Source organism: Streptomyces celluloflavus (assembly GCA_000720995.1).
GTDB classification, from domain to species: Bacteria; Actinomycetota; Actinomycetes; order Streptomycetales; family Streptomycetaceae; genus Streptomyces; species Streptomyces celluloflavus.
In genome coordinates this window covers 1-22,116 of sequence record JOEL01000037.1, presented here as the reverse complement: position 1 = coordinate 22,116, position 22,116 = coordinate 1, and the positions used below count along the sequence as shown (strand labels likewise).

The window sequence follows — 22,116 nt, the reverse complement described above, 5'->3', positions numbered from 1 at the left end:
CCGTCGCGGAAAGGGAGACCGGGTGGCACCCGCGCTCGGTGGGGCCGGATCCGGCCGGGCGCGGGGCCGTACGAGTTGCTTCCGGGGCACCGCCTCTCGTCCTGCCGCATCCGGCCCCACCGGCGTGCTTACGATCCACACCGGCCTCCGGTCGAAGGGTGGAAGGGAACGCCACGATGAGAGCCGTAGCAGTCAGCGCATTCGGTGAACAGCCACAGCTCATGGATCTGCCACAGCCCGAACCAGGGCCGGGTGAGGTCCTGGTGCGGCTGTCCGCAGCCGGGGTCAACCCCATCGACTGGAAGATCGCCGACGGCAACTTCGGGGACGCCATGCCGGCCGTCTTCCCGCTGGTCATGGGGTCGGACGGGGCGGGTGAAGTGGCCGCCGTCGGGACCGGCGTACGGCGGTTCACCGTCGGCGACCCGGTGTTCGGCCAGTTCCAGCGGGTGGAGCGGGGCGGCGGTTCGTACGCCGACTTCGCGGTGGCCGCCGAGGCGTCGCTCGCACCGGCCGCCCGCAGCGTCACCTACGCGACCTCCGCGGCGCTGCCGACGGCCGGGATGACGGCGTACAACCTGGTCGAGGAGACCCGCGTCAGCGAGGGCCGGCGGGTGCTGATCGTTGGCGCGACCGGCGGGGTCGGCACCTTCGCCACGCAACTGGCGGCCGGCCGCGGCGCAGAGGTGATCGCCACCGCGCGGCCCGCGATGGCGGAACTGATGCGGAACCTGGGCGCCGCCGAGACCGTCGACCACACCGCGGGCCCGGTCGCCGAACGGGTCCTGGCGGACCACCCGGACGGCGTGGACGTACTGATCGACCTGATCAGCGGCCCCGCGGAATTCAGCGAGATGACGCGGATCGTCCGGGACGGCGGCACCGCCGTCTCCACCATCGGCTCGGCCGACGCGGACGATCTGACCGAGCACAACCTGCGCGGCTTCAACTTCGTCAACCGCCCTTCCCCGCAACTCCTGGAGATCCTCGCGGGCCACGTCGACGCGGGCCGCCTGACCGTCCTCGTCGGCAGCGAAGTCTCCTTGGAGGAGGCCCCCGAAGCCCTGACGGCCAGCCGCACGGGCCGCGCCCGGGGCAAAACGGTGCTGGCCATCTGACGACGCCCCCGCGACATCGGGACCGGAGCGGACTCGGGGCGCTCCGACGGCGGACGGCCGCCCACCACCCGGGCGGCCGACCGCCCGCGGGTGAGGGTCGGAGGTAGCCCCATCTCGTATCCCCGCCGCCGGACGCCTCTGGGGCGGCACTCCGCGGATCCGGCACGCGTCAGGCACGACACCGCCGTTCCGGGTCACGTGCCGCCGCCACTGTCCCCCCTTCCATCACCACCACGGCGGCGGATGGCGCGGTGTACGCCCGGGGCGAGTACGGCGCAGACCCCGAGGGCCACCGCCCACCACACCAGGCCGGTGCCGGGGCCTTCCGGGTGGGTCTCGGGCAGGTCGTCCAGATCGCCGGAACAGGCGGCGGGGGCGGCCTGGCCGTACACGTAGACGCAGACCGTGACGGCGGCCCGCAGGGTGCCCGGGGCGGTCGTACCGGCGGGGGTGGGGCGCTCGCCGAGGGTGGCCGAGGCAGTGAAGACCTGCTCGTCGTACGCGCCCAGATCCGTTCGCCAGACGGCCTTCCGCGCTCCCGTCCCGTCGTCCACGACGGTGCCGCCGTCCGCCGTCGCCGCGGCCGTGGTCGCGGGCATCTGCTGCTCGATACGGGTGCCGGGCAGCCCGGTGGCGCCCAGGTTGTGCACGGTGACGCGGTAGTCGAGCCGCTGACCGGCATCGGCGTGATCGACACCGTCGGTCACATCCACCGACACCGCGACGGCGGGCGGCGCCTGGCGGTCCCGCGGGGCGGCGGGCGATACGGGGCGGACTCGTACGAGGGCGGGTGCGGGTGCGACCTGGCGGTCGTGGGCGAGGGCGGGGGCTGCCCGACGGGGGGCGGGTGCTGTCCGGCAGTCGTGCGCGAGGGCGGTGGACGGTGCGGGAAGTGCGGCGGCGCAGAGCAGTGCGCAGACGGCGACGGTGGTTCTCCGGCCCGTCGCCGTGCCCGTCCCTGTCCCCGTGCCCGTCCCTCTGCCGGTTCCGATGCGGGTCCCGCTGCCGGTTCCGATGCCGGATGTCATGGCGCCATCCGAGCACCGCCGCCCCCGCGCCCGGCGGCTCGCGGCCCGCTCCGGGCTCGGGTTCACCCGAGTGAGTGGGCGTCAGCTGCGGAGCGGGCCACCGGGGGAGCGGGCCACCGGAGGTGCGCCCGTACCGGGGCCGTACCGGGAGTGGGGCGGGCCCATTGCCGGTGTGGGCTCCGTGCCGGTGTGGGTTCAGTGCCGGTGTGGGCCCGGCCGGTGGACGGGGCCGTGGGTGTCCTCGCAGTGCTCGGCGGGGAGCGGGGCGGGCGCGGGGCCGGCGGTCAGCCGCAGTACGTCGTCGGCGGAGCCCTGTTCACCGACGTGGTCGACCTGGAGGGTGGCGTGTGTGATGCCGTACTCCGCGCTCAGCAGTTCCTGGAGGGAGCGGCGGACCTTGTGGCAGTCGCCGCCCGGCGCCACCAGGATGTGCGCGGAGAGCGCCGACTGCCCGGAGGTGATCTGCCAGATGTGCAGGTCGTGGACCTCGACGACCTCGTCGGCCGCGACGAGGTGATCGCCCAGCGCGTCCGGGTCGATACCGGCCGGCGCGGCCTCCATGAAGATCCGGCCGGACTCGCGGACCAGCCCCGTACCGGCCTTCAGCATCAGCGCGACGACCACGAGCGAGGCGATCGCGTCGGCCCGTGCGAAGCCGGTGGTCAGCACGATCAGACCGGAGACCGCGGTGGCGATGAAGCCGAACAGGTCGGTGAGGATGTGCTGGTAGGCGCCCTCGACGTTCAGGCTGGCGCGGTTGGCCTTGGAGAGCATCCAGGCGCAGATGAGGTTCACCACGATCCCGGCCAGCGCGGTGACCAGCACCAGCCCGCCGGTGACCGCGGGTGGCGAGATCAGCCGGACGATCGACTCGTACCCCAGCCAGACGGAGAGCAGCAGCAGCGTGAGGCCGTTGGCCTGGGCGGAGAGGATCTCGGCGCGCTTGAGGCCGTAGGTGTAACCGCCGCGGGCCGGTTTGGCGGCGAGCCGCATCGCGATCAGCGCGAGCACGATCGAGACCGCGTCGGTGAGCATATGGGCGGCGTCGGAGATCAGCGCCAGCGACTGCGCCACGAAGCCGATGACGACTTCGACCGTCATGTACGCAGTGAGCAGGATGAGCGCGGCGCGCAGCCAGCGCCGGTCGGCGTCCGGCGAGACGGCGTGCGAATGGCTGTGCGCGTGGGCTGTGCCCTCGTCGTGCCCGTGGGCGTGCTCGGTCATGGCGCGCTCCTTCCTGGGTCGTCGCTGGGAAGCAAACCGCACTTCGGCGAAAGATCCAAAGGCTGCACCGGTGACCGTTGTCATTACCGCCGAACGGGCTATCGTGCCTGGTCACAGCGGTGCGAACGGCTTCGGCGAGGAGAGCGGAAACGGAGCGGGGAGGTCCGCTCGGGCGGGGTGGGAGACCCCCGGTACGCCGCCCGACGGCCACGGACTCGTCGCCTCGTACAAACGCCACGGCGTCGGCCGTCGTCATCTGACGACGGCCGACGCCGGGTGTCCGAGTGTCAGGCCGCGGGTGCGGAGGTGGGGATGCAGATGTCCCTCTGCTCGGCGGAGTCCGAGGCCGGGTGCTGCGCCTGGACCGGGCTGACCATGGTGCGGTGGGCACCGGTCGACTCTGCTGCCGATGCGGCCGAGGCCATGGCTATCTGCGTCCCGATGAGGGCGAAGCCCGTAATTGCAACGGCGACACAGGGCCTCATGCGTGGTTTCACGTGAATCCTCGTATGCGAAAGGGGATCTTCGAAACAGAGGATTATCACGGGAGGGATTGGCGATGCAAAAGCGTAAAAGTGTGGCGTGTGCAAAGCGAGAGGATCGGGGCGTACGGATATGTGTCACGATCCTTCGGACAGGTCCCCATCGATTTTGCCAGGTGAATATTACCGATTCTCATTGCCGGGCGAAAATGGCCCCGGCATATTACTCAAGCATTCACTGATGCGGGCCGCCTCACTCTGGTCGAGCGAAGAGAAGATGTCGTACGCCTGCTGCCATAACGCGCGGGCGGATTCGGTGCGGCCCTCGTGGACGCGGACCTCGGCCAGCGTGTCCGCCGCCCTGGCCTCCTCCTCCGGGGAGCGCATCCGCCGGGCCGCGGCGATCGCCGCCTCCAGGTGCTCGGCGGCGTCCGGCAGCTGCTGCATATCGGCCTCCGCCTGGCCCAGCCGGCGCAGGGCTTCGACCTCCTCGTGGGCCGCGCCGATGTTGCGTGCCAGCTCCAGGGCCTTCCCGTGGTACGTGGCGGCCTCGACGGGACGGCCCAAGAGGTGATGGACCCTGCCCAGTCCGATGAGACTGTTCGCCTCGTTCTTCCGGTCGCCGAGCCGCCGGAAGATGAAGAGGCATTCCTGATACATGTCCAGCGCGAGTTCGACATCCCCGGTGGCGGCCAGGAAGCCGGCCAGATTTGCCTGGATGGTGGCCTGGTCGGAATGGCTTCCGCTGGATTTTGCGATACGGAGCGACTCTTCGTAAGTCTGGCGGGCGAGTCGCTGCTCGCCCAGCAGCGTATGTAAATCGCCGAAATTATTGAGAGTCTTCGCCAGATTCCGCTGATCGCCCGACAGCTGGAAATTCTCGATTGCCTCGTGGAAATATTTGCGGGCCCGGTGGTGGTCTCCGAGAGAGAGGAATGAGATGGCGATATTGTTCTGTGTCCTGGCCAGGTCCCAGGCGTTTCCCGAGGCCAGCTGGATTTCCAGGGTCTCCTCGTAGAGGGCGAGTGCTTCGTCGTTCTCTCCGAGGTGCCAGTGCAGGACGCCCAGGGCGCGGAGGGCCGCTGCCGTGGTGTCCGTGTCGCCGGCGGCGCGGGCCAGCGCCAGTGCCCGGCGGCCGGTCTCCGCCGCCTGGGCGTAGTCGCTGGTGTTCGCGTGGGTCGCGCCGAGGTCGAGCAGGGCGAGCCGTAACGCACGCCGGTCGTCGGCGCGTTCCCAGTGGTCAACGGCGTGCCGGTGCATGCGGACGGTGTCCGTCCAGTGGCATTCGGCGTCCAGGAAACCGGCCAGCGCATGGCTGAGCAGTGCGGCCCGGTCGGGCGCCCCGTGGGTGCGGGCGTGCCGCTCGGCGGTCAGCAGGTTGGACCGCTCGGTGGTCAGCCAGTCCTTGGCGTCCTCGGCGGAGCGCCAGACGGGCAGCGGAGAGAGGGCAAGATCGGCCATTTCCTGGACCGGCAGGCGGAAGCGCCGTGGGTAGAGGAGAGTGTCGGCCCGGACCGCGGCGAAGAGATAGAAGTCGATCAGGCGGCGCAGGGCGGCGTCGCGCTCTTCCGTGCTGTCCTCGGAGAATGCCAGGACGCGTGCGTACTCCCCCAACAGATCATGAAATCGGTACCGGTTGGGCGCGGGTTCCTGGAGCAGATGGCAGTGCAGGAGTGTTTCGAGGTGCCATTCGGCCTGGTCGAGCGGCAGACCGGTCAGGGACGCCGCGGCATGCGGCCCGAACTCCGCGCCGAGGTGGAGCCCGAGCCGGCGGAACATGGATCGCTGATCAACGGTCAGGGTCTGATAGGAGAGTTCGAATGCGCGGGCGATCTCCGAGTTCCCGTCCCGGAATTCGCCGAGTCGGCCAGGACCCCGGGAGAGCCGGTCGCGAAGGATGCGCAGGGTCCACGAGGGACGGGCGCTGAAGCGATTGGCGACGATCTCGATCGCCAAGGGCAGATAGCCGCAAAGACCGACGATACGGGCGATTTCCCGGACGTCCGATTCCCGGGTGCGGTCCGCACCGGCGAACTCCCTGAAGAGCGCGACCGCGTCGTCCGGCGGTAGCACGTCCAGGGCGAGCGTGCGGGCGCCGGGCAGGCCGGACAGCCGGCGCCGGCTGGTGATGATGACGAGGGACGGGGAGGAACCGGGGAGCAGCGGTCGGACCTGGGCGGTGCCGGCCGCGTCGTCGAGGACGATGACCATGCGCCGGCGCGTCAGGACGGTGCGCCACAGGGCGGTGCGTTCCTCGATGTCGGAGGGGATGCCGTCGGCCGGGACCCCCATGAGGCGGAGCAGCACCGCGAGCGCCGCGCCCGCGCTCAGCGGGTCCTGGACCTGGGCGTGCGCCCGTAGGTCGAGGTACAACTGCCCGTCGGGGAAGCGCTCGCCGAGCAAATGGGCCGCGCTGACCGCCATGGCGGTCTTGCCGACGCCGGCCATGCCGGAGATCGCCTCCAGGGCCACGATGTGACCGCCACCCCCACTGTCCATGCCGCTGCCCGCGCCGCTGTTCATGACCGCGTCGACGGCGGCCCGGAGCCGCCGCATCTCCGTGTGCCGGCCGATGAGGGGGATATGGCGGGGGAGGTTACGGGGCGGCGCGGCGGAGGGGGTTCCGTGGTCCGCGGCGGCGCCCGGGAGGAGGTCCTCCAGGGGGCCGCGGTGCAGGATGTGCCGGTGGATCCGGGTGAGTTCCTCGCCCGGAACGGCGCCCAGTTCCGCCCGCAGCCGGCGGCGTGCCTCCTCGTGGACGCGCAGCGCGTCCGCGTGCCGGCCGCAGCCGTAGTACGCCACCATGAGCTGGCCCAACAGGCTCTCGTCGTCGGGGTACTGGCCGGCGAGGGAGGACAGATCGCCGACGAGATCGCTGAAGCGCCGCAGCCGCAGCTCCATGGCGATACGCGACGAGGTGACGCCGAGCCGTTTCTCCGCGAGGCTTGTACGCGTCCGCTCGGACCAGCTGCCCGGCAGCCCGGCGAGAGCCTCCCCGTGCCAGAGCCGCTCCGCCTCGTGCAGCAGGGCGGCGGCGGCTTCGTCGTCCCCGTCGTGGGACAGTGACCGGGCCTGTGTGGCGAGGCGCTGGAAGCGGTGCCAGTCGATACGGTCCGGATCGGCGTCGAGGGTGTAGGTGTGGGCGTGGTGGGTGATGGCGGGCGCGGAGGTGCCGGTCGTGGCGTCGGTGTGGGTGCCGGTACTCGCGTGGGCCCGGCGGAGATCCGAACGGAGACGTGAGACGTAGGTGTGGACGGCCTGGCGTGCTCTATCGGGCGGATCGCCGTCCCAGAGGCGTCCGACGAGAGTGTCCAGGGCCACGGGGCGGCCCACCGCCAAGGCCAGCGAGGCAAGGACGCACCGCTCCTTGTCGGAGCGCAGTGCGATCCGGCGTTGCCGCGATCCGAGACAGACGGGACCGAGCACGAAAATTTCCACCGGCGCCTCCCCCTCGACGGCGCAGCCCACCACCTTTGTGAGCATGTCACTCGCCGGAGGGAGTGGCCAGGGGCTTACCCAACAGGCGACTGAATCCGGCCTGTTGGGTGCGGGAGTGGACTCCTCTTGGCCGTTCATGGGTAATGCTGATGTGATCAAAAAGGGCGCATGGGGGCAAGCGGCATGGGGGTAAGTGGCTTGGGAGCGCGGGGTGTGGCGCCGGGGGACGGCCGGGCAGGGGACAGGCGGGCGAGACGGCGGGGTCACTCCGCCGCGCACTGTTCCACGACGCACCGTTCCACCACGCACCGCTTTGCGACGTAGTACCGCTCCACGACGTAGCACTGCTCCACGGCGTACTGATTCACGACGTACCGGGACGGGGGCGCGGATGCATCGGGATGTGAACGCCATAGGGGGCTCGGCCTGGATCAACGGGCCGAGCGTCCAGGCCGGGGCGGTCCGCGGCGGGCTTCACATCTACCCGGGGGCCGCCGCGCCGGTCCTCCCCGTACCGCGTCAACTGCTCCCCGTTTCCCCGCACTTCACCAACCGTGAGCGCGAGCTGTCGGCCCTGGACGAGCTCTACGCCCGCTGCCCGGACACCGCCACCCCGCTGATCGTGGTCAGCGGGACGGCCGGTATCGGCAAGACGGCGCTGGTGTCGCGGTGGCTGAGAGACGCGGCGGAGCGGTTTCCGGACGGCCAGTTGTACGCGGATCTGCGCGGCCACTCACCGGAGGGCCCGGCCGCGCCCGGCGAGATACTCGGCCAATTCCTGCGAGCGCTCGGTGTCGGTCCGGTACCGGCCGACCTGGGGGAGCAGACCGCGCTGTGGCGTTCGGTCACCGCGGCGCTGCGTATCGCCGTCATGCTCGACAACGTCTTCTCCGCCGCCCAGGCCCGGCCGCTGCTGCCCGGTGGCCAGGGCGGTCTGGTCGTCGCGACCAGCAGACACCGGCTCACCGGCCTGCGCGCCGACGGTGCGCTCTACTACCAGCTCGGCCTGCTGGACCGGGCGGCCGCCGTGGAGATCCTGTCCCGCGGGATCGGTCAGGACCGCGTGGAGAGCGAGTCCAGTGAGGCGGACGAGGTGGTCTCGCTCTGTGCCGGGCTGCCCCTGGCGGTCTGCCTGGCGTCCGCGCGTCTCGCCTCCAGACCCCGGCAGCCGATGAGCGCCATGGTGGACGCGCTCGCCCAGGAACGCGGCCGGCTGGCGGCGCTGGCCATCACAGGGGAATCGGAGTCCTCGGTGTACAACGCACTGGACGAGTCGTACGCGGTGCTGACCGCTGACGTCAGGCGGCTCTACCGGCGCCTCGCGCTGCTGCCGGTCCGCACCTTCGAGGCCCGTATCGCGGCGGCGGTCTGCGCGATCCCGCTGGTGGAGGCGGGCCGGCTGCTCGACGCACTGGTGGAGGCCAATCTGGTCGAGGACATCGGCGCGGACGCCTACCGTTTCCACGATCTGGTCCGGCTGCACGCCGAGGAACGGGGGCGGACCGAGGAGAGTGCGGCGGCCCTCGACGAGACGCTGCGGCGGGTGTGCGACTGGTATCTGGCCACCGCGACGGAGGCCCAGCGGCTGCTGTCCCCACGTCAGTTCACCCTGTCCAGGGAGTACCGGTTCCCGCCGGATGCGCTCCGTCCCTTCGCCCGGGAGACCGACGCGCTGAACTGGCTCGAAACCCGACGGAACGACCTGCTGGCCGCCGTGCGCGCCGCCTACGCACGACAGTGGGACGACCTCGCCTGGCAACTCGTCGACGCGATGTGGCCGTTGTTCCACCGGCTGCGCTACTTCGAGCTGTGGGCGGACGCACACGAAACCGGTCTGCGTGCCGCGCGGCGGGCCGGAAACCGTACGGCGGAACGGCAGATGCTCAACTCCGGCGCCATCGGCTTCAACGCCGCCGGGCGGGTCGAGGAGGCCATCACCTGGTTCACCCGGTCGCTCGACGCCGCCCGTGAGGCCGGGGACGTACGGGACGAAGGCCAGGCGCTGCACGGACTCGGCACGGCCCACTGGCAGGCCGGGCGTCCTGCGGAGGCCACGTCCTTTCTGGCGCGGGCGATAGACAGCTGGGAGGCGGTCGGCTATCCGCGGGGGGCCGCCCTGTCGCGGATCGTGCTGGGTGAGATGGTTCTGGCGGACGGGGACGCGGAACGGCCCGGTGCGCGGACCGGGCAACGGGCCGCGGAGTATTTCGCGCGGGCCCACAAAGCGCTGCTCGCGGTGGACGACCCCTACGACGCCGCGCGGGCGCTCGCCCTCCTCGGCCGGGCCCGGGTGCTGACCGGCGCGTACGAGTCGGGTATGGCCCAACTCGCGGACGCGGGTGCGGTGTTCGAGGCGGCGGGCGCCGCGCACTGGCAGGCCAGGACGCTGGAGCTGCTCGGCACCTGCGCCCGGGAACACGCCGACCTCGCCGTCGCGCGAGGCTTCTACGAGCGTTCCCGGGCCCTGTACGAGCGGCAGAGCCCGTCCGACGCACGCCGGGTGGGGGATCTGCTGGCCGGGGTGACGGGATCCGACGAACCCGTTGGGCCTGCCGGGCCCGCCGAACCTGTCGAATCGGGTCAGCCCATTCAGCCCGCCGGGCCCGTTGAGCCGTCAGGTCCGGCCGGCGCAACAGACCCGGCCGGTTCAGTAGATCCGGCAGATTCAGCAGATCCCCCCGGGGACCGTCCTAGCTGACCGGCAGCACAGTGAGGGACAGCAGCGCCTCCCCTGCGTCGCCCGCCACCAGCAGCCCGTGCAGACACGACGCCACCAGGGAACACTCCATGGGCGTCAGCGGCCGGCCGGACGCCGACGCGGAGGGCGGCAGCCGGCGGCTGCCGGTGCGTTCCGCGACCGCCCAGCCGCCGTCGGGCAGCGGAAGCGCGGCGAGCCGGCAGCCGGTGCGACGGGTCAGTACGTTCTCGACCCAGCGCAGTGCGGCCCGTTCCGGCCGGGGCCGGTGTCCGTGCAGTACGTCCGCGCAGTCCAGCCAGCGGTCCGCCGCACCGGATTCGGCATCCACGGCGAAGTGCTCGTCGAGGTCGTCCGGTGGGCGTGCGCTATCCGGCGGTCCTGTCACGTCGGGCCGGACCCCGCTCCCTCCGGCGGCTCCGGCGACGCGGGCCACCGCGGTGTACCCGCCGGTGCGCGTGGCGGCGAACAGCGTGAGCGCCGGTACGGAGCGGGGGATACCGGTGGCGGACAGGCTGCCGGGCAGCCCGGCCCGCACCCGCACCATTCGCCGGCCCCGGTACACCCACTCCGCCCGTGCCCACGCGGCCCGCGTCCACTCGGCCCGCGCCCACTCCGGATGCGTCCATGGCACCGGGGGCCGGGGCGCGGCGGCCCGGACCGGCGTGGTGGGCGGCGGGGCCGCGGGCGGCGGCACTTCGGGCCGCGGTGCCGCGGCGTTCCGCGGACTCGTCATGCCGGCACCTCCGTTCCCAGGTCCCCGGCGCCGGGTGCCGCGGCCCACGCCGCCAGCTGCGGCGGCAGGGGCAGTTGGCGGGTGGTGGCCGGGTGTGCGGGCTGGCCGAGGCCGAGGTTCCGGTAGAGCAGCCTGCGCATGTTCTGGCTGAACCGCCCCGGCTCGGAGGTGATGCGGGCGGCGATGGCCGCGTATTCCGTCCGCTGCCGGTGCCGGTACTCGACCGCGGCGTACGCCAACTGGCTCTTGAGGGAGTGCGCGGGGGACAGCGCCGGGGCCGTCAGCGCGAGCGCGGCGGCCGGTGAGGCGGGGTTGATCTCCTGCTCGGGCGATGCGGCCAGCAAGATCGGGGCCTTGGTCAGCGTCCCGTACAAGGTCACGGAGCCGTGGTCGCCGATGATCCAGTCCGCCGCGATCAGCACGGGCCGCCAGTCCGCTTCCGGTGGCACCACCGCGATGCCGCGCTGTTCGCACTGCGCAAGCCAGGACCGTACCTGCCAGGCGCCGTGCCCGGACCAGACGTTGGGGTGGACCAGGACGGCCACCCGGCGGTTCTTCCCCGCCAGCTCGCCCAGCAGCCGTGGCAGCAGGGATTCGATGGACCCGAAGGAGGAACGCCTGCCCCAGGTGGAGACGACGGCGGCGAGCCGTTGCCCCTTCCGGAGGCCCAGCGCCCGGCGGTAGGCGCGACGCAGCGGGAGGCTGGCCACGATGCGGTCGTGGACGGGGTCGCCGATCACGGCCGCCACCGGCAGGGCCTCCGGGCACGAGTGCGCCAGCTCGCCGAGGTGGTCCCGGTGGGGCAGGACCACCGCGGCGGGCAGCTCCCGGCCGTCCGGGATGATGTCCTGCCGCCCGAGCCCCGCCACGCGAGTGTCCGCCCCCTCGGTCACGCGCTTGAGGTAGTTGGCACCGTGCGGCAGCGTGATCAGGGGCGCCCGGATCTCGCCCATGCCCCGTGGCCCTGCCGCCAACGCGAGATCGAACTCCATCCGGACCGCCTCGCTCCAGGGCAGCACCGCGCTGCCGAGCCGGTGGAGAAACTGCGCCACGCCGTCGCTGAACGGGTGCGGCGGCGCGGTGAACACCATCTGGATCCGCAGGTCCGACTCCAGCAGTGCGCACACCTCTTGCAGCCGCTTCGCGTACGTCACGGTGTGTGCGACGAACAGAATCCGCTTACGGCCCGTGAGTGTGAGCCATTCGCGTAAGTTGTGGCCGTGGTGTGGATCCTTTTCGAACATGCCCAATGCCGTCACGGCATCCCCCCATGTGTGATCGGTCCGGCCGGCCGCTGTACCGGTTGGTGGCCGGTTGGCGGGGCTCATGCCCGGGGAGACTTGCGAAAGGCTTGCCGCATCCTTGCGGAAACCTTGCCTGCGGCGTGTTGACTCCCGTGGTGGCGACGGGAGTTGGTTTACTGCGCACCTTCGCTTCGCGCCGTTCACCTCACCTTTGCTTGTTTCACGGCATCCGCTTGGCTGTGTTCGTTGCACGGCGTTCGCCGGCGGGGCTCGTTGCCCGGCGTTCGCTTCTCTTCGCCCACCCCGCCCCTTCACCGAGCGCGGACCACCCCCGCCGTGCAGGCCGCCAGTGCGCACAGGGCCACCGGCAGGAAGAACGTGAGGTTGAGCGGGATGACCTGGGTCAGTGGGCCGATGACGGCGGGGCCGGCGAGGACGCCGAGGTAGCCCAGGCCGGCGACGCGGGAGACGTTCGCCCCGGAGGCGCCCGCGTCGGCGTGGCCCGCGGCGCTGAAGAACTGCGGGATGCAGCCGGAGAGGCCGATGCCGAAGACCGTCCAGCCGGCCAGTGCGAGGGGGATCCACGGGGAGAGCGCGGTGGCCACGAGCCCGGCGGCGGCCAGGGCCGTGCCGTAGCGGACCAGGCGCACCGGGCCGATCCGGGCGACGACGCGGTCGGTGGCGAACCTGCCGACGGTCATCGCCGTGGCGAAGGCACCGTAGGCGAGCGCGGCCGTCGCGGCCGGGGCGTCCAGGACGTCGCGGAGGTGCAGCGCGCTCCAGTCGTTCGCGACGCCTTCGCAGAGCATCAGGGCCAGAGCCAGTACGGCGAGCGCCCAGATGCGGGAGGGCGTACGGCGCTTGCCGGACTTCCCGCCGGGGGCGACCTCGGCGTCTCCGTGGCCGTTGGTGTCCTCGGCGAGGCTCTGGTTCGCGGGGCCGCCGTCGGGGGCCGGGCCGTCCGGCCGCGGCCGCAGCAGCCCCGTGGTGGTGACCAGCGTGACGGCCACGCCGAGAGCGGCGATGCAGCTCAGCGTGACGGGCGCGCTCCAGCCCCAGCTGAGCGTCCGGGCGCCGACCAGCGCGGCGAGCACCCCGCCGACGGAGAACACCGCGTGGAAGGCGGACATGACGGGCCGTCCGTACCGGCTCTCCACGTGGACGGCGTGCGTGTTCATGCCGACGTCCAGGCAGCCGTTGCCGAAGCCGAGTACCAGCAGCGCCGCCGCCAGTGCCCACGGTCCCTGGGCCAGGCCCGGCAGGACGAGCGCGGCGCTGCACAGCAGTCCGCCCGCGGGAACGACGCGGTGGCTGCCGAACCGGTCGGTGAGCGGGCCGCAGAGCTGCATCCCGGCGAACGCGCCGCCGCCGAGGAAGAGCAGCAGCCAGCCGAGCACGGCGTGGGTGACGCCGGTCCGGTGCTCGATGGCCGGGATGTGCACGATCCACATGCCCATGACGAAGCCGTTGAGCCCGAAGAACCCGAAGGTGGCCAGGCGGGCCGCGCGCAGCCGGCGGTCCGGCGGAGCGGCCGCCGACCCGGCCGGTGGTCCGGTGGGCGGGCGGCCGTCGCGGTCCGGCGGGGCGGCGGGGGCCGTGGTGGGCGCGGGGCTGGAAGGGGAGGCCGCGGAGGACGAGGAAGACGAGGGGGAAGGCGAGGACGAGGCACTCGAAGTGTTCATCTTCCGGAGGCTAACGAACGCATATCATGTTCGCTAGCTTGACTTATGAACGTTATGGATGTGCGATACGGGCATGTATGCGGGGATGTCGAGTACCGACCGGCTCACTTTGATCACCCGGGCCCTGCGCGAGTCCGAGCGGCTGAGCGTCACGGAACTGGCCGCGCTCACGGGCGCCTCGGAGATGACCATCCGGCGCGATCTGGAGCACCTGGCGGAACAGGGCGTACTGGAGCGCTACCGCGGTGGCGCCAGAAGCCTCGTACTGCGCGGCGAGGGGCCGCCGTTCGGACTGCGCGTCCGGGAGGGCCTGGACGTCAAGGAGCGGATCGCCGCCGAGGTGGCCGGGCAGATCGCCGACGGTGAGTCCGTCCTCATCGACAGCGGTACGACCTGCCTGGAGGTCGCCAAGGCGCTGCGCGACCGCCCGCTCACCGCGCTGCCGCTCTCGCTGCACGCCGCCAACGTCCTGGCTGGTGCCCCCACGCTCAAACTGCTGCTGCCGGGCGGCGAGCCCCGCCCCGGCGAACTGGCGGTGACCGGCCCGCTCGCCGAGGCGTCACTGGCCGCGCTGCGCTTCGACACCGCCGTCATCGGCTGCTGCGGGCTGACGCCGGGGGACGGGCTGACCGCGTACGACCTGGCCGACGCGGCGATCAAACGCGCCGCGATGGCCTCGGCCCGCCGGGTGATCGCGGTCGCCGACGCGGCGAAGCTCTCCCGTACGGCGCTGGCCTTCGTCGCGGCCGCCACCGCCCTCGACGTCGTGGTGACCGACACGGCCGCGCCGGACGAGGCCGTGGACGCCCTGACGGCGGCCGGGGTGGTGGTACGGCGGGTGTGACGGACGCCGTGCCTGGGGACGCCGTGCCTGGGGACGTGGTGTCTGCGGACACGGCGTCTGCGGACACCGTGTCCGCGGGGCCCGCACCTCAGCGGTGCGGCCCTCACCCCGACGGGTACGGCCCTGGTGCCACCGGGTGCTGCCCTGGTGCCACCGGGTACGTCCCTGGTGTCACCAGGTGCGGCCCTCGTGCCACCGGATGCAGCGCCGCGTACTCCAGCGGCGCCGACGGGTCGATCGAGACGTCCAGCGGGGCCGGTTCGGCGCCCGCGCGGACCAGGAGGTCGCCGACGGCGGCGATCATCGCGCCGTTGTCGGTGCACAGCCGCAGCGGCGGTACGCGCAGGGTGATACCGGCCGCGGCGCAGCGCTCCTGGGCCAGCGCGCGGACCCGCGAGTTGGCGGCCACACCGCCGACCACGACCAGGGTCCGTACACCGTGTTCGGTGCAGGCGGCCACCGCCTTGCGGGTGAGGACATCGGCGACCGCCTCCTGGAGCGAGGCCGCGCCGTCGGCGAGCGGGAGGGGCAGTCCGGCGGCGTGATGGCGTTCCGCCCAGCGGGCCGCCGCGGTCTTCAGGCCCGAGAAGGAGAACGTGAAGCGGTTCGCGGACGGGCCCGTGGTGAGCGGACGGGGGAACGGGACCGCGCGCGGATCCCCCGTGCGCGCGGTCCGGTCGATGGCCGGGCCGCCCGGATAGGGCAGCCCGAAGACCCGGGCGACCTTGTCGAAGCACTCCCCGGCGGCGTCGTCCAGGGTGTCGCTGAGGTGCGTGATCGGGTCGCGGGCCAGATCGCGTACGAGCAGCAGCGAGGTGTGGCCGCCGGAGACGATCAGCACCACGCAGGGGTCGGGCAGCGGGCCGTGTTCGAGGGTGTCGGCGGCGACATGCCCGGCCAGGTGGTGGACGCCGTACAGCGGGACGCCGAGCGCGTACGCCAGCCCCTTCGCACCGGCCAGCCCCACCTGAAGCGCACCGGAGAGCCCCGGACCGGTGGTCACCGCGACCGCCCCGATATCGGCGGCCGTCAGCCCCGCGTCGTCCAGCGCCTCACGCACCACGGGCGTCAGGGCGTGCACATGGGCGCGCGCGGCGATCTCCGGCACCACCCCGCCGAACCGGGCGTGCTCATCCATGCTCGACGCCAGCGCATGCCCGAGCAGCCGCCCGTCGCACACCAGCCCCGCACCGGTCTCGTCGCAGGAGGACTCGATACCCAGCACGACGGGGGAGCCGGCGGTACGGCCGCGCACGGAGCCGGCGGCCCCGCCCCGCGGCGAGCCCGCGGACCACTTCTTCGTCGGCATCGCGGTCCCTTCTTGCATTGAGTGAGTAATTGCGAAGTGTAGGCAATAAGGGGAACGGGGGGCCAGCAAAGGGGAAGGCAAGAGGACGGAGGGTGCGCGGGGCCAAGCCGCCCCGCCGCAGTTTCTGGCAGTGGTTGCTGCGGCGTCCGCGACCGACGGCGGCACTCACCCGCTGACGGCACTTGCCCGATGATGGCGAGGGAGCCTTCGGAGCAAGGGAGCCCTCCGGAGGCACTCCGAGGCCGAGCGTCGGCGGCAATCAGCAGTGACCAGCAGTATCGGCAGTAATCGATCAAGGTTCGCTGTCACGGGGCGACGCCCCGGTCAGTAGAGTGCGAAGCCGTTCATCTCACCCTTACCGCGATCCCGAGGTACTCGGCAGTGACCCCCGCACCACCTGGGCCGACGACACCGTCCGGCCCGGCAGCACCGCCCGCACCGCCCGCCTCCCTGCCGTCGGCGGTGACCGTCGTGGGTATCGGGGCCGACGGCTGGGACGGTCTGCCCGACGCGTCCCGGGAGGCGCTGCGCACCGCCGAGACGCTGATCGGCGGGGCGCGGCAGCTTGCGCTGCTGCCCGCGGAGTGCGCGGGCGAGCGGGTCGCCTGGCCCTCGCCGCTGCGTCCGGCCGTCCCCGGTCTGCTCGCCGCGCACGCCGGCCGCCGGGTCGCCGTTCTGGCCAGCGGCGACCCGATGTTCTACGGGATCGGGCGGACGCTGACCGAGGTGTTGGAGGAGGCCGTGACGGTCATGTCCGATGGCCCGGCCCCCCACACCGCCCCGTCCGCCCCGCGGCTGCGGGTGCTCCCGCACCCCTCCTCCGTCTCGTACGCCTGCGCCCGGCTCGGGTGGCCGGTGGAGGAGACCGAGGTCGTCACGCTCGTCGGGCGGCCCGCCGAGAACCTGCTCGCCGCGCTGTACGACGGCCGCCGGGTGCTGGTGCTCTCCGCGGGCGCCGGCACCCCCGCCGAGGTCGCGACGCTGCTGCGCGCGCACGGCTACGGCCCGACCCGGATGCGGGTCCTGCAACAGCTCGGCGGCGACCGCGAACGGACCGCCGAGGGCACGGCGGCGGAGTGGCCCCCGGAGACCCGCGACGCGATCACCGCCGCCCACCACCCGGCTGACGCCGATCCGCTGAACGTCACCCCGGCTGACGCCGATCCTCCGAACGTCACCCCGGCCGTCGGCATCGTCCCTCCGAACGACGTCACCCCGGCCGCCGACATCGCCCCCCTGGACGCCATCCCGATCGACACCGCCCCCCTGAACGTCGCTCCGACCGACATCGACCCGCTGAACGTCATCGCCCTGGACTGTGTCCGGGAGCCCGGCACGCTGCGGCTGTCGGCCGTGCCGGGGCTGCCCGACGCGGCGTACGAGCACGACGGCCAGCTGACCAAGCGCCATGTCCGCGCCGCCACCCTCGCCGCGCTGGCGCCCGCCCCCGGTGAACTGCTGTGGGACATCGGCGGCGGCTCCGGCTCCATCGCCATCGAGTGGCTGCGCGCCCACCGCGGCTGCCGGGCGGTCAGCGTCGAGCGCGATCCCGTACGGGCCGAGCGGATCGGCCGTAACGCACGCGCGCTCGGCGTGCCCGCGCTGCGCGTCGTCACCGGGCGCGCGCCCGCGGCGCTGGCCGGTCTGCCGACGCCGGACGCGGTGTTCATCGGCGGCGGGCTGACCGTCCCCGGTCTGCTGGCCGCGTGCTGGGACGCGCTGCCCGCGGGCGGCCGGATCGTCGCCAACACGGTGACGCTGGAGTCCGAGGCGCTGCTCGCCGACTGGTACCGGCGGCACGGCGGCGAACTGGTCCGGCTGGCCGTCGCGCACGCGGTGCCGGTCGGCGGCTTCACCGGCTGGCGGCAGGCGATGCCGGTCACCCAGTGGACGGCGGTCAAATCGCCCGGGACACCCCGGACACCCACCTCCCTCCTCGCCAACACCCTCCCTCACGAGAGCGAAGACCCACGATGACCGTCTACTTCATCGGGGCGGGCCCCGGCGCCGCCGACCTGATCACCGTGCGTGGCGCCCGCACCCTGGCCGCCTGCGGGGTCTGCCTGTACGCGGGCAGCCTGGTGCCGCGCGAACTGCTCGCCGAGTGCCCGCCCGGCGCCCGTCTCATCGACACCGCGCAGCTGGACCTCGACGCGATCACCGGGGAGATGGTCCGGGCCCATGAGGAGGGCCACGACGTCGCCCGGCTGCACTCCGGCGACCCGTCCGTCTTCAGCGCCGTCGCCGAACAGATGCGCCGCCTGGACGCGGCCGGTGTGCCGTACGAGGTCGTGCCGGGCGTTCCGGCGTTCGCCGCCGCGGCCGCCGCCCTCAAGCGCGAGCTGACCGTGCCGACCGTCGGCCAGACCGTCATTCTCACCCGTGTCGCCCAGCGCGCCACCCCCATGCCCGAGGGCGAGGACCTCGCCACCCTCGGCCGCAGTGGCGCGCTGCTCGTCCTGCACCTGGCCGCGATGTACGTGGACCGGGTGGTCGACGAACTGCTGCCGCACTACGGGGCCGACTGCCCGGCCGCCGTCGTCGCGATGGCCTCCCGCCCCGACGAAGTCGTCCTGCGCGGCACCCTCGCCGATATCGCCGATCAGGTGAAGGCGGCCGGCATCGTCCGCACGGCCGTCATCCTGGTCGGCCGCACCCTCGCCGCCGACCGGTTCCGCGACAGCCACCTCTACTCGGCGGACCGCGAACGCCCGCACGCGGCGGGGGAGGGCGCTTGCGGTGCGGCGGGGGACGCGCGGGCCGATGCGTCGGCGGTGGACGCTCCGTAAACCGCGTGCGTACGCGCCCGTTACCCGCTCGGGAACGGGCATCCCGGCCGACGCCGACGCCGATATGCAGATGTGGATGCCGGGTCCGGGCTGACGACGGGTCCGGACCTGGAGCTTGGGTGCCCGCCGCCCTGGGCACGGGGCGCCGGGCCGCCGTCCGGTGTGCGGAACACGCTCAGGCGCTGCCCCGCCGACCCTCCGGCCCCCGTGGCTCCGCCCGGCCCACCACCATCCCCGCCCGGTCGATGCAGATGACGTCGACCGCGACGGGGGCGCCGCGGAGGACGGCGAGGGCCTCGTCGCGGGCCGTGGCGGCGACCAGGTCGCCGAGGGGGACGCCGGCCGCCGCGCAGAGCTGGAGGGCCGCGAGACCGGTGTTGGCCTCGGCGACGGCGGTGGCCAGGGGCTCGTCGGCGCCGCCGCGGCGGGCCAGTTCGGCGAGGAAGCCCTTGTCCACCTGGGAGCGCGCGGAGTGCAGATCGAGATGCCCGGCCGCCAGTTTGGACAGCTTGGCGAAGCCGCCGCAGAGGGTGAGGCGGTCGACGGGGTGGCGGCGGATGTACTTGAGCACCGCGCCCGCGAAGTCACCCATGTCCAGGAGCGCGTCCTCGGGGAGGTGGTGGAGGGCGACGACCGTCTTCTCCGACGTCGAACCGGTGCACCCGGCCACATGCCGCCGCCCCGCCGCCCGCGCCACGTCCACCCCGCGCCGGATGGAGTCGATCCAGGCGGAGCAGGAGTACGGGACGACGATGCCGGTGGTGCCCAGGATCGACAGCCCGCCGAGGATGCCGAGCCGCGGGTTCCAGGTACTGCGGGCGATCTCCGCACCGTGATCGACCGAGATCTCGACCTCGACGTCCCCGCTTCCGCCGCAGCGGGCGGCGACCGCGGCCAGATGCTCGCGGATCAGCTGCCGGGGGACGGGGTTGATCGCGGGCTCCCCGACGTCCAGCGGCAGCCCGGGGCGGGTGACCGTACCCACTCCCGGCCCCGCCTTGAACACCACACCGGAACCGGCCGGCAGCGCCCGCACCCGGGCGCGGATCAGCGCACCGTGCGTCACATCCGGATCGTCCCCGGCGTCCTTCACCACCCCGGCCATGGCGCTCCGTACGGGGCTCCGCCTCGGTGGCCCCGACTCGCCCCGTAGTCCCGACGGTCCCGGCTCGCTCGGTGGCCCCAGCTCATCCACGGGGCTCGAATCCTCAACGGGCCCCAGCTCACCCGCCGGTCCCGGCTCATCCACCGTTCCCAGCTCCTCCACGGCGAGCGCGAAGGCGGGTGTCTGTCCCCTGGGCAGCGTGATGGTGACCGGATCAGGGAAATCGCCGCTCAGCAGCGCGGTGTACGCGGCCGTACTCGCCGCCGTCGCACAGGCACCGGTCGTCCAGCCGGGCCGCAGCCCGGTGTGCGCGAGCTGAGCGCTGCGCCCTCCCGTACCCTTCGGTTGCGCTTCAGCCACGGACGCACCCGCGACCGAGGCGTCCGCGATCGGCGCATCCGTAACCGGCGCACCCGCCACCGCAGAACCCGCTACCGAGGACCCCGCACCCCATGAACCACGCCGCTCGCCCGGTGCCCCGTCTGCTGATCCTCGGCGGCACCACGGAGGCCCGCCGCCTGGCCGCCGACCTGGTCGCGTCGCCCCTCGCACCGCAGGTCACGACCTCCCTCGCCGGCCGGGTCGCCGCGCCGCGGCTGCCCGCCGGGGACGTCCGCATCGGAGGGTTCGGCGGCCCCGAGGGCCTCGCCCGCTGGCTGCGCGAGCACGCGGTGGACGCGCTCATCGACGCCACCCATCCTTTCGCCGGCACGATCAGTCACAACGCGGCCGAAGCCGCCGCTACCGCCCATGTTCCCCTGCTGGCTGTCCGCCGGCCCGGCTGGGTCCCGGGTCCGGGCGACGACTGGCACCAGGTCGCGTCCCTGGACGAGGCGGCCGCCGCCCTCCCCGCCCTCGGCGCCCGCGTCTTCCTCACCACCGGCCGGATGGGGCTGGCCCACTTCGCCCACCTGACCGGCCTCTGGTTCCTCGTACGCTCCGTGGACGCCCCCGAGCCCCCGCACCCGCCCCGGATGCGGACCCTCCTCGACCGCGGCCCCTTCACCCTCGACGGCGAACGCGAGCTGCTGCGCCGCCACCGCATCGATGTCCTGGTCACCAAGGACAGCGGCGCCGCCGCGACCGCCCCGAAACTGACGGCGGCACGCGAGGCGGGCATCCCGGTCGTCCTCGTCCGCCGTCCCCCGGCCCCCGAGGGGGTACCGGTGGCGGCGGATCCGGCGGAGGCCGTGGACTGGGTGCGCCGCCTTTTCGCCTGAGGCGAGCCGAGCCGAGCTGTGCCGAGACGAGCCGGATCGGGTGCGCTCCCGTCTCGGGGGTGGATCCCTGCCGGTCCCGCGAATGTTGATCTTCGCCTGATGGTGGTTTCAGTGGCCGTAGGCGGTCAGTGCGCGCATGACTGGCATGACCGGCCGGCCGCGCATGAACCCGGCTCCACTCATCAGGCTCCCTTGGAACCGATCTTGGAATCGACCGTCCAGGGAACGGGGAGGCGCGCTACCGGCGGACCGCCGAGATCAGCCCGCCGGGCTGCTCCGCGCGCTGTGGCGGGGTGCTGATCGGGCGGCCGTAGGCGGCAGCGCGCTCGCGCAGGGTGTGGCTGTCGGCCTCCCAGCCGTGTCCGACCAGCCAGCCCACCGGGTCGTCGGGCATCTCCGAGACCCACATGGACGCCGCCGATCCCGGCGCGGCGTCCGCGCCGAAGCGCTCGATCACGCCGCGCGAGCCCAATGTCAGCCCCATCCGACTGCCTGCCGCCGACTGCGCGCTGATCCGGGCCAGCAGGAGCTCCACCGCGTCCTGGGGCAGATAGATCAGTAGTCCTTCGGCGATCCACGCGGTCGGCACGGCCGGGTCGTGCCCTGCGGCGGCCAGCGCGCCTGGCCAGTCCGCACGCAGATCCACCGCGACGGTGATCCGCTCGCAGCGTGCGACGGCCCGCTCCTGGCGCAGCACCGAAGCCTTGAAGCCCAGTGGCGCGGCGGTGTCGACCTCGAACAGCCGGGTGCCCTCGGGCCAGTCCATCCGGAAGGCCCGGCTGTCCATACCGGCGCCGAGCAGCACGACCTGCCGGACCCCGGACGCGGAGGCTTGCTGCAACAGGTCGTCGAGGAACTTCGTCCTGATGACGATGGAGAGCGATACGGCCAGCCGGCGGCGTCGCGCGGCCTCGTCAGCGGGCGGCGGCGAGGAGGGCCACAGGCCGCCGGCGGCGGCGAAGGCTTGTGCCAGTGGGTCGCGGAACAGCGCGTTCTCCCGCTCGCTCTCCAGCGCCCGCACCCTGGCCACCCCCACCGCGGTGGCCCACACTCCCGACGGCTGCACCCGCTCCTGCTCATCAGTCACCGGGCCAGGCTAGATGCAATACCGGTGATTTAGGTGGCTTTCCGGCTGGTGGGTCTGGTCTTGGTCGGTCCGACCAGTGTCACGCGGGGAGTGCTCGGTCGGGGTGGATCGTGGT

The 22,116-nt window shown here is 72.9% G+C and carries 16 protein-coding genes; 6 read left to right on the top strand and 10 right to left on the bottom strand.

Features of this window, described 5'->3' with window-relative positions:
- The first annotated feature begins 176 nt into the window (after positions 1–176).
- Complete coding sequence (locus IH09_RS26930) at positions 177–1,118, top strand: NADP-dependent oxidoreductase (protein ID WP_052860080.1); 942 nt, start codon at positions 177–179, stop codon at positions 1,116–1,118.
- A 194-nt stretch (positions 1,119–1,312) separates the two neighbouring features.
- On the opposite strand, the gene IH09_RS26925 is transcribed toward IH09_RS26930, so the two are convergent.
- From IH09_RS26925 to IH09_RS26910, 4 genes are all read right to left on the bottom strand, one after another.
- A complete protein-coding gene (locus tag IH09_RS26925; RefSeq protein ID WP_110952610.1) occupies positions 1,313–2,146 on the bottom strand; it encodes a hypothetical protein in 834 nt (277 codons plus the stop codon).
- A gap of 195 nt (positions 2,147–2,341) precedes the next feature.
- Positions 2,342–3,370 (bottom strand): cation diffusion facilitator family transporter, encoded by a 1,029-nt coding sequence (locus IH09_RS26920; protein WP_052860079.1) that lies wholly within the window; start codon positions 3,368–3,370, stop codon positions 2,342–2,344.
- 287 nt (positions 3,371–3,657) lie between these two features.
- Complete coding sequence (locus tag IH09_RS39350) at positions 3,658–3,867, bottom strand: hypothetical protein (protein WP_190233424.1); 210 nt, start codon at positions 3,865–3,867, stop codon at positions 3,658–3,660.
- A gap of 168 nt (positions 3,868–4,035) precedes the next feature.
- On the bottom strand, positions 4,036–7,335 hold the full coding sequence (locus IH09_RS26910) for an AfsR/SARP family transcriptional regulator (protein ID WP_052860077.1): 3,300 nt from the start codon (positions 7,333–7,335) through the stop codon (positions 4,036–4,038).
- Positions 7,336–7,681: 346 nt separating this feature from the next.
- Here IH09_RS26910 and IH09_RS26905 point away from each other — a divergent pair, with 346 nt between their 5' ends.
- Positions 7,682–9,988 carry a tetratricopeptide repeat protein gene (locus IH09_RS26905; RefSeq protein WP_110952609.1) on the top strand — a complete coding sequence of 769 codons (2,307 nt, stop codon included), beginning with the start codon at positions 7,682–7,684 and terminating at the stop codon, positions 9,986–9,988.
- Here IH09_RS26905 and IH09_RS26900 read toward each other — a convergent pair.
- From IH09_RS26900 to IH09_RS26890, 3 genes are all read right to left on the bottom strand, one after another.
- The gene (locus tag IH09_RS26900) at positions 9,981–10,721 is read right to left on the bottom strand and encodes a hypothetical protein (RefSeq protein WP_190233423.1); all 741 of its coding nucleotides are present in this window, start codon (positions 10,719–10,721) and stop codon (positions 9,981–9,983) included. The genes IH09_RS26905 and IH09_RS26900 overlap by 8 nt on opposite strands.
- Entirely contained in the window at positions 10,718–11,965 is a 1,248-nt protein-coding gene (locus tag IH09_RS26895) for a hypothetical protein (protein ID WP_052860075.1), read from the bottom strand. The genes IH09_RS26900 and IH09_RS26895 overlap by 4 nt, the downstream gene beginning before the upstream one ends.
- 311 nt (positions 11,966–12,276) lie before the next feature.
- A complete protein-coding gene (locus tag IH09_RS26890) occupies positions 12,277–13,416 on the bottom strand; it encodes an MFS transporter (RefSeq protein ID WP_240150380.1) in 1,140 nt (379 codons plus the stop codon).
- Between the two features lie 316 nt (positions 13,417–13,732).
- Between IH09_RS26890 and IH09_RS26885 the strand changes: the two genes are divergently transcribed.
- Positions 13,733–14,491, top strand: a complete 759-nt coding sequence (locus IH09_RS26885; RefSeq protein ID WP_052860074.1) for a DeoR/GlpR family DNA-binding transcription regulator — start codon at positions 13,733–13,735, stop codon at positions 14,489–14,491.
- Positions 14,492–14,594: 103 nt separating this feature from the next.
- Here the strand turns inward: IH09_RS26885 and tsaD are convergent, their stop codons facing one another.
- Complete coding sequence (tsaD, locus tag IH09_RS26880; RefSeq protein ID WP_240150376.1) at positions 14,595–15,800, bottom strand: tRNA (adenosine(37)-N6)-threonylcarbamoyltransferase complex transferase subunit TsaD; 1,206 nt, start codon at positions 15,798–15,800, stop codon at positions 14,595–14,597.
- A 381-nt stretch (positions 15,801–16,181) separates the two neighbouring features.
- On the opposite strand from tsaD, the gene cbiE reads away from it, so the two are divergent.
- Both cbiE and cobM read left to right on the top strand, forming a co-directional pair.
- Entirely contained in the window at positions 16,182–17,777 is a 1,596-nt protein-coding gene (gene cbiE / locus IH09_RS26875; protein WP_404827290.1) for a precorrin-6y C5,15-methyltransferase (decarboxylating) subunit CbiE, read from the top strand.
- Positions 17,774–18,589, top strand: coding sequence for a precorrin-4 C(11)-methyltransferase (gene cobM / locus IH09_RS26870; protein ID WP_052860073.1), 816 nt, complete (start codon positions 17,774–17,776; stop codon positions 18,587–18,589). Before cbiE ends, cobM begins: the two co-directional genes overlap by 4 nt.
- A 175-nt stretch (positions 18,590–18,764) precedes the next feature.
- Here the strand turns inward: cobM and IH09_RS26865 are convergent, their stop codons facing one another.
- A complete protein-coding gene (locus IH09_RS26865; protein ID WP_052860102.1) occupies positions 18,765–20,054 on the bottom strand; it encodes a cobalt-precorrin-5B (C(1))-methyltransferase in 1,290 nt (429 codons plus the stop codon).
- A 92-nt stretch (positions 20,055–20,146) separates the two neighbouring features.
- Between IH09_RS26865 and IH09_RS26860 the strand changes: the two genes are divergently transcribed.
- The gene (locus IH09_RS26860) at positions 20,147–20,914 is read left to right on the top strand and encodes a cobalt-precorrin-6A reductase (RefSeq protein WP_052860072.1); all 768 of its coding nucleotides are present in this window, start codon (positions 20,147–20,149) and stop codon (positions 20,912–20,914) included.
- Between the two features lie 238 nt (positions 20,915–21,152).
- Here IH09_RS26860 and IH09_RS26855 read toward each other — a convergent pair whose 3' ends face one another.
- On the bottom strand, positions 21,153–22,001 hold the full coding sequence (locus IH09_RS26855) for a class I SAM-dependent methyltransferase (protein ID WP_094793492.1): 849 nt from the start codon (positions 21,999–22,001) through the stop codon (positions 21,153–21,155).
- Positions 22,002–22,116 lie beyond the last annotated feature (115 nt).

Bases quoted from the DNA above. Each gene is read 5' to 3' on its own strand.
- IH09_RS26910 (WP_052860077.1), bottom strand. From the start codon at position 7,335: ATGCTCACAAAGGTGGTGGGCTGCGCCGTCGAGGGGGAGGCGCCGGTG.
- IH09_RS26860 (WP_052860072.1), top strand. From the start codon at position 20,147: ATGAACCACGCCGCTCGCCCGGTGCCCCGTCTGCTGATCCTCGGCGGC.
- IH09_RS26895 (WP_052860075.1), bottom strand. From the start codon at position 11,965: ATGTTCGAAAAGGATCCACACCACGGCCACAACTTACGCGAATGGCTC.
- cobM (WP_052860073.1), top strand. From the start codon at position 17,774: ATGACCGTCTACTTCATCGGGGCGGGCCCCGGCGCCGCCGACCTGATC.
- IH09_RS26925 (WP_110952610.1), bottom strand. From the start codon at position 2,146: ATGACATCCGGCATCGGAACCGGCAGCGGGACCCGCATCGGAACCGGC.
- IH09_RS26890 (WP_240150380.1), bottom strand. From the start codon at position 13,416: ATGTGGATCGTGCACATCCCGGCCATCGAGCACCGGACCGGCGTCACC.
- IH09_RS26920 (WP_052860079.1), bottom strand. From the start codon at position 3,370: ATGACCGAGCACGCCCACGGGCACGACGAGGGCACAGCCCACGCGCAC.
- IH09_RS26905 (WP_110952609.1), top strand. From the start codon at position 7,682: ATGCATCGGGATGTGAACGCCATAGGGGGCTCGGCCTGGATCAACGGG.
- IH09_RS26885 (WP_052860074.1), top strand. From the start codon at position 13,733: ATGTCGAGTACCGACCGGCTCACTTTGATCACCCGGGCCCTGCGCGAG.
- IH09_RS26930 (WP_052860080.1), top strand. From the start codon at position 177: ATGAGAGCCGTAGCAGTCAGCGCATTCGGTGAACAGCCACAGCTCATG.
- tsaD (WP_240150376.1), bottom strand. From the start codon at position 15,800: ATGCCGACGAAGAAGTGGTCCGCGGGCTCGCCGCGGGGCGGGGCCGCC.
- IH09_RS26900 (WP_190233423.1), bottom strand. From the start codon at position 10,721: ATGACGAGTCCGCGGAACGCCGCGGCACCGCGGCCCGAAGTGCCGCCG.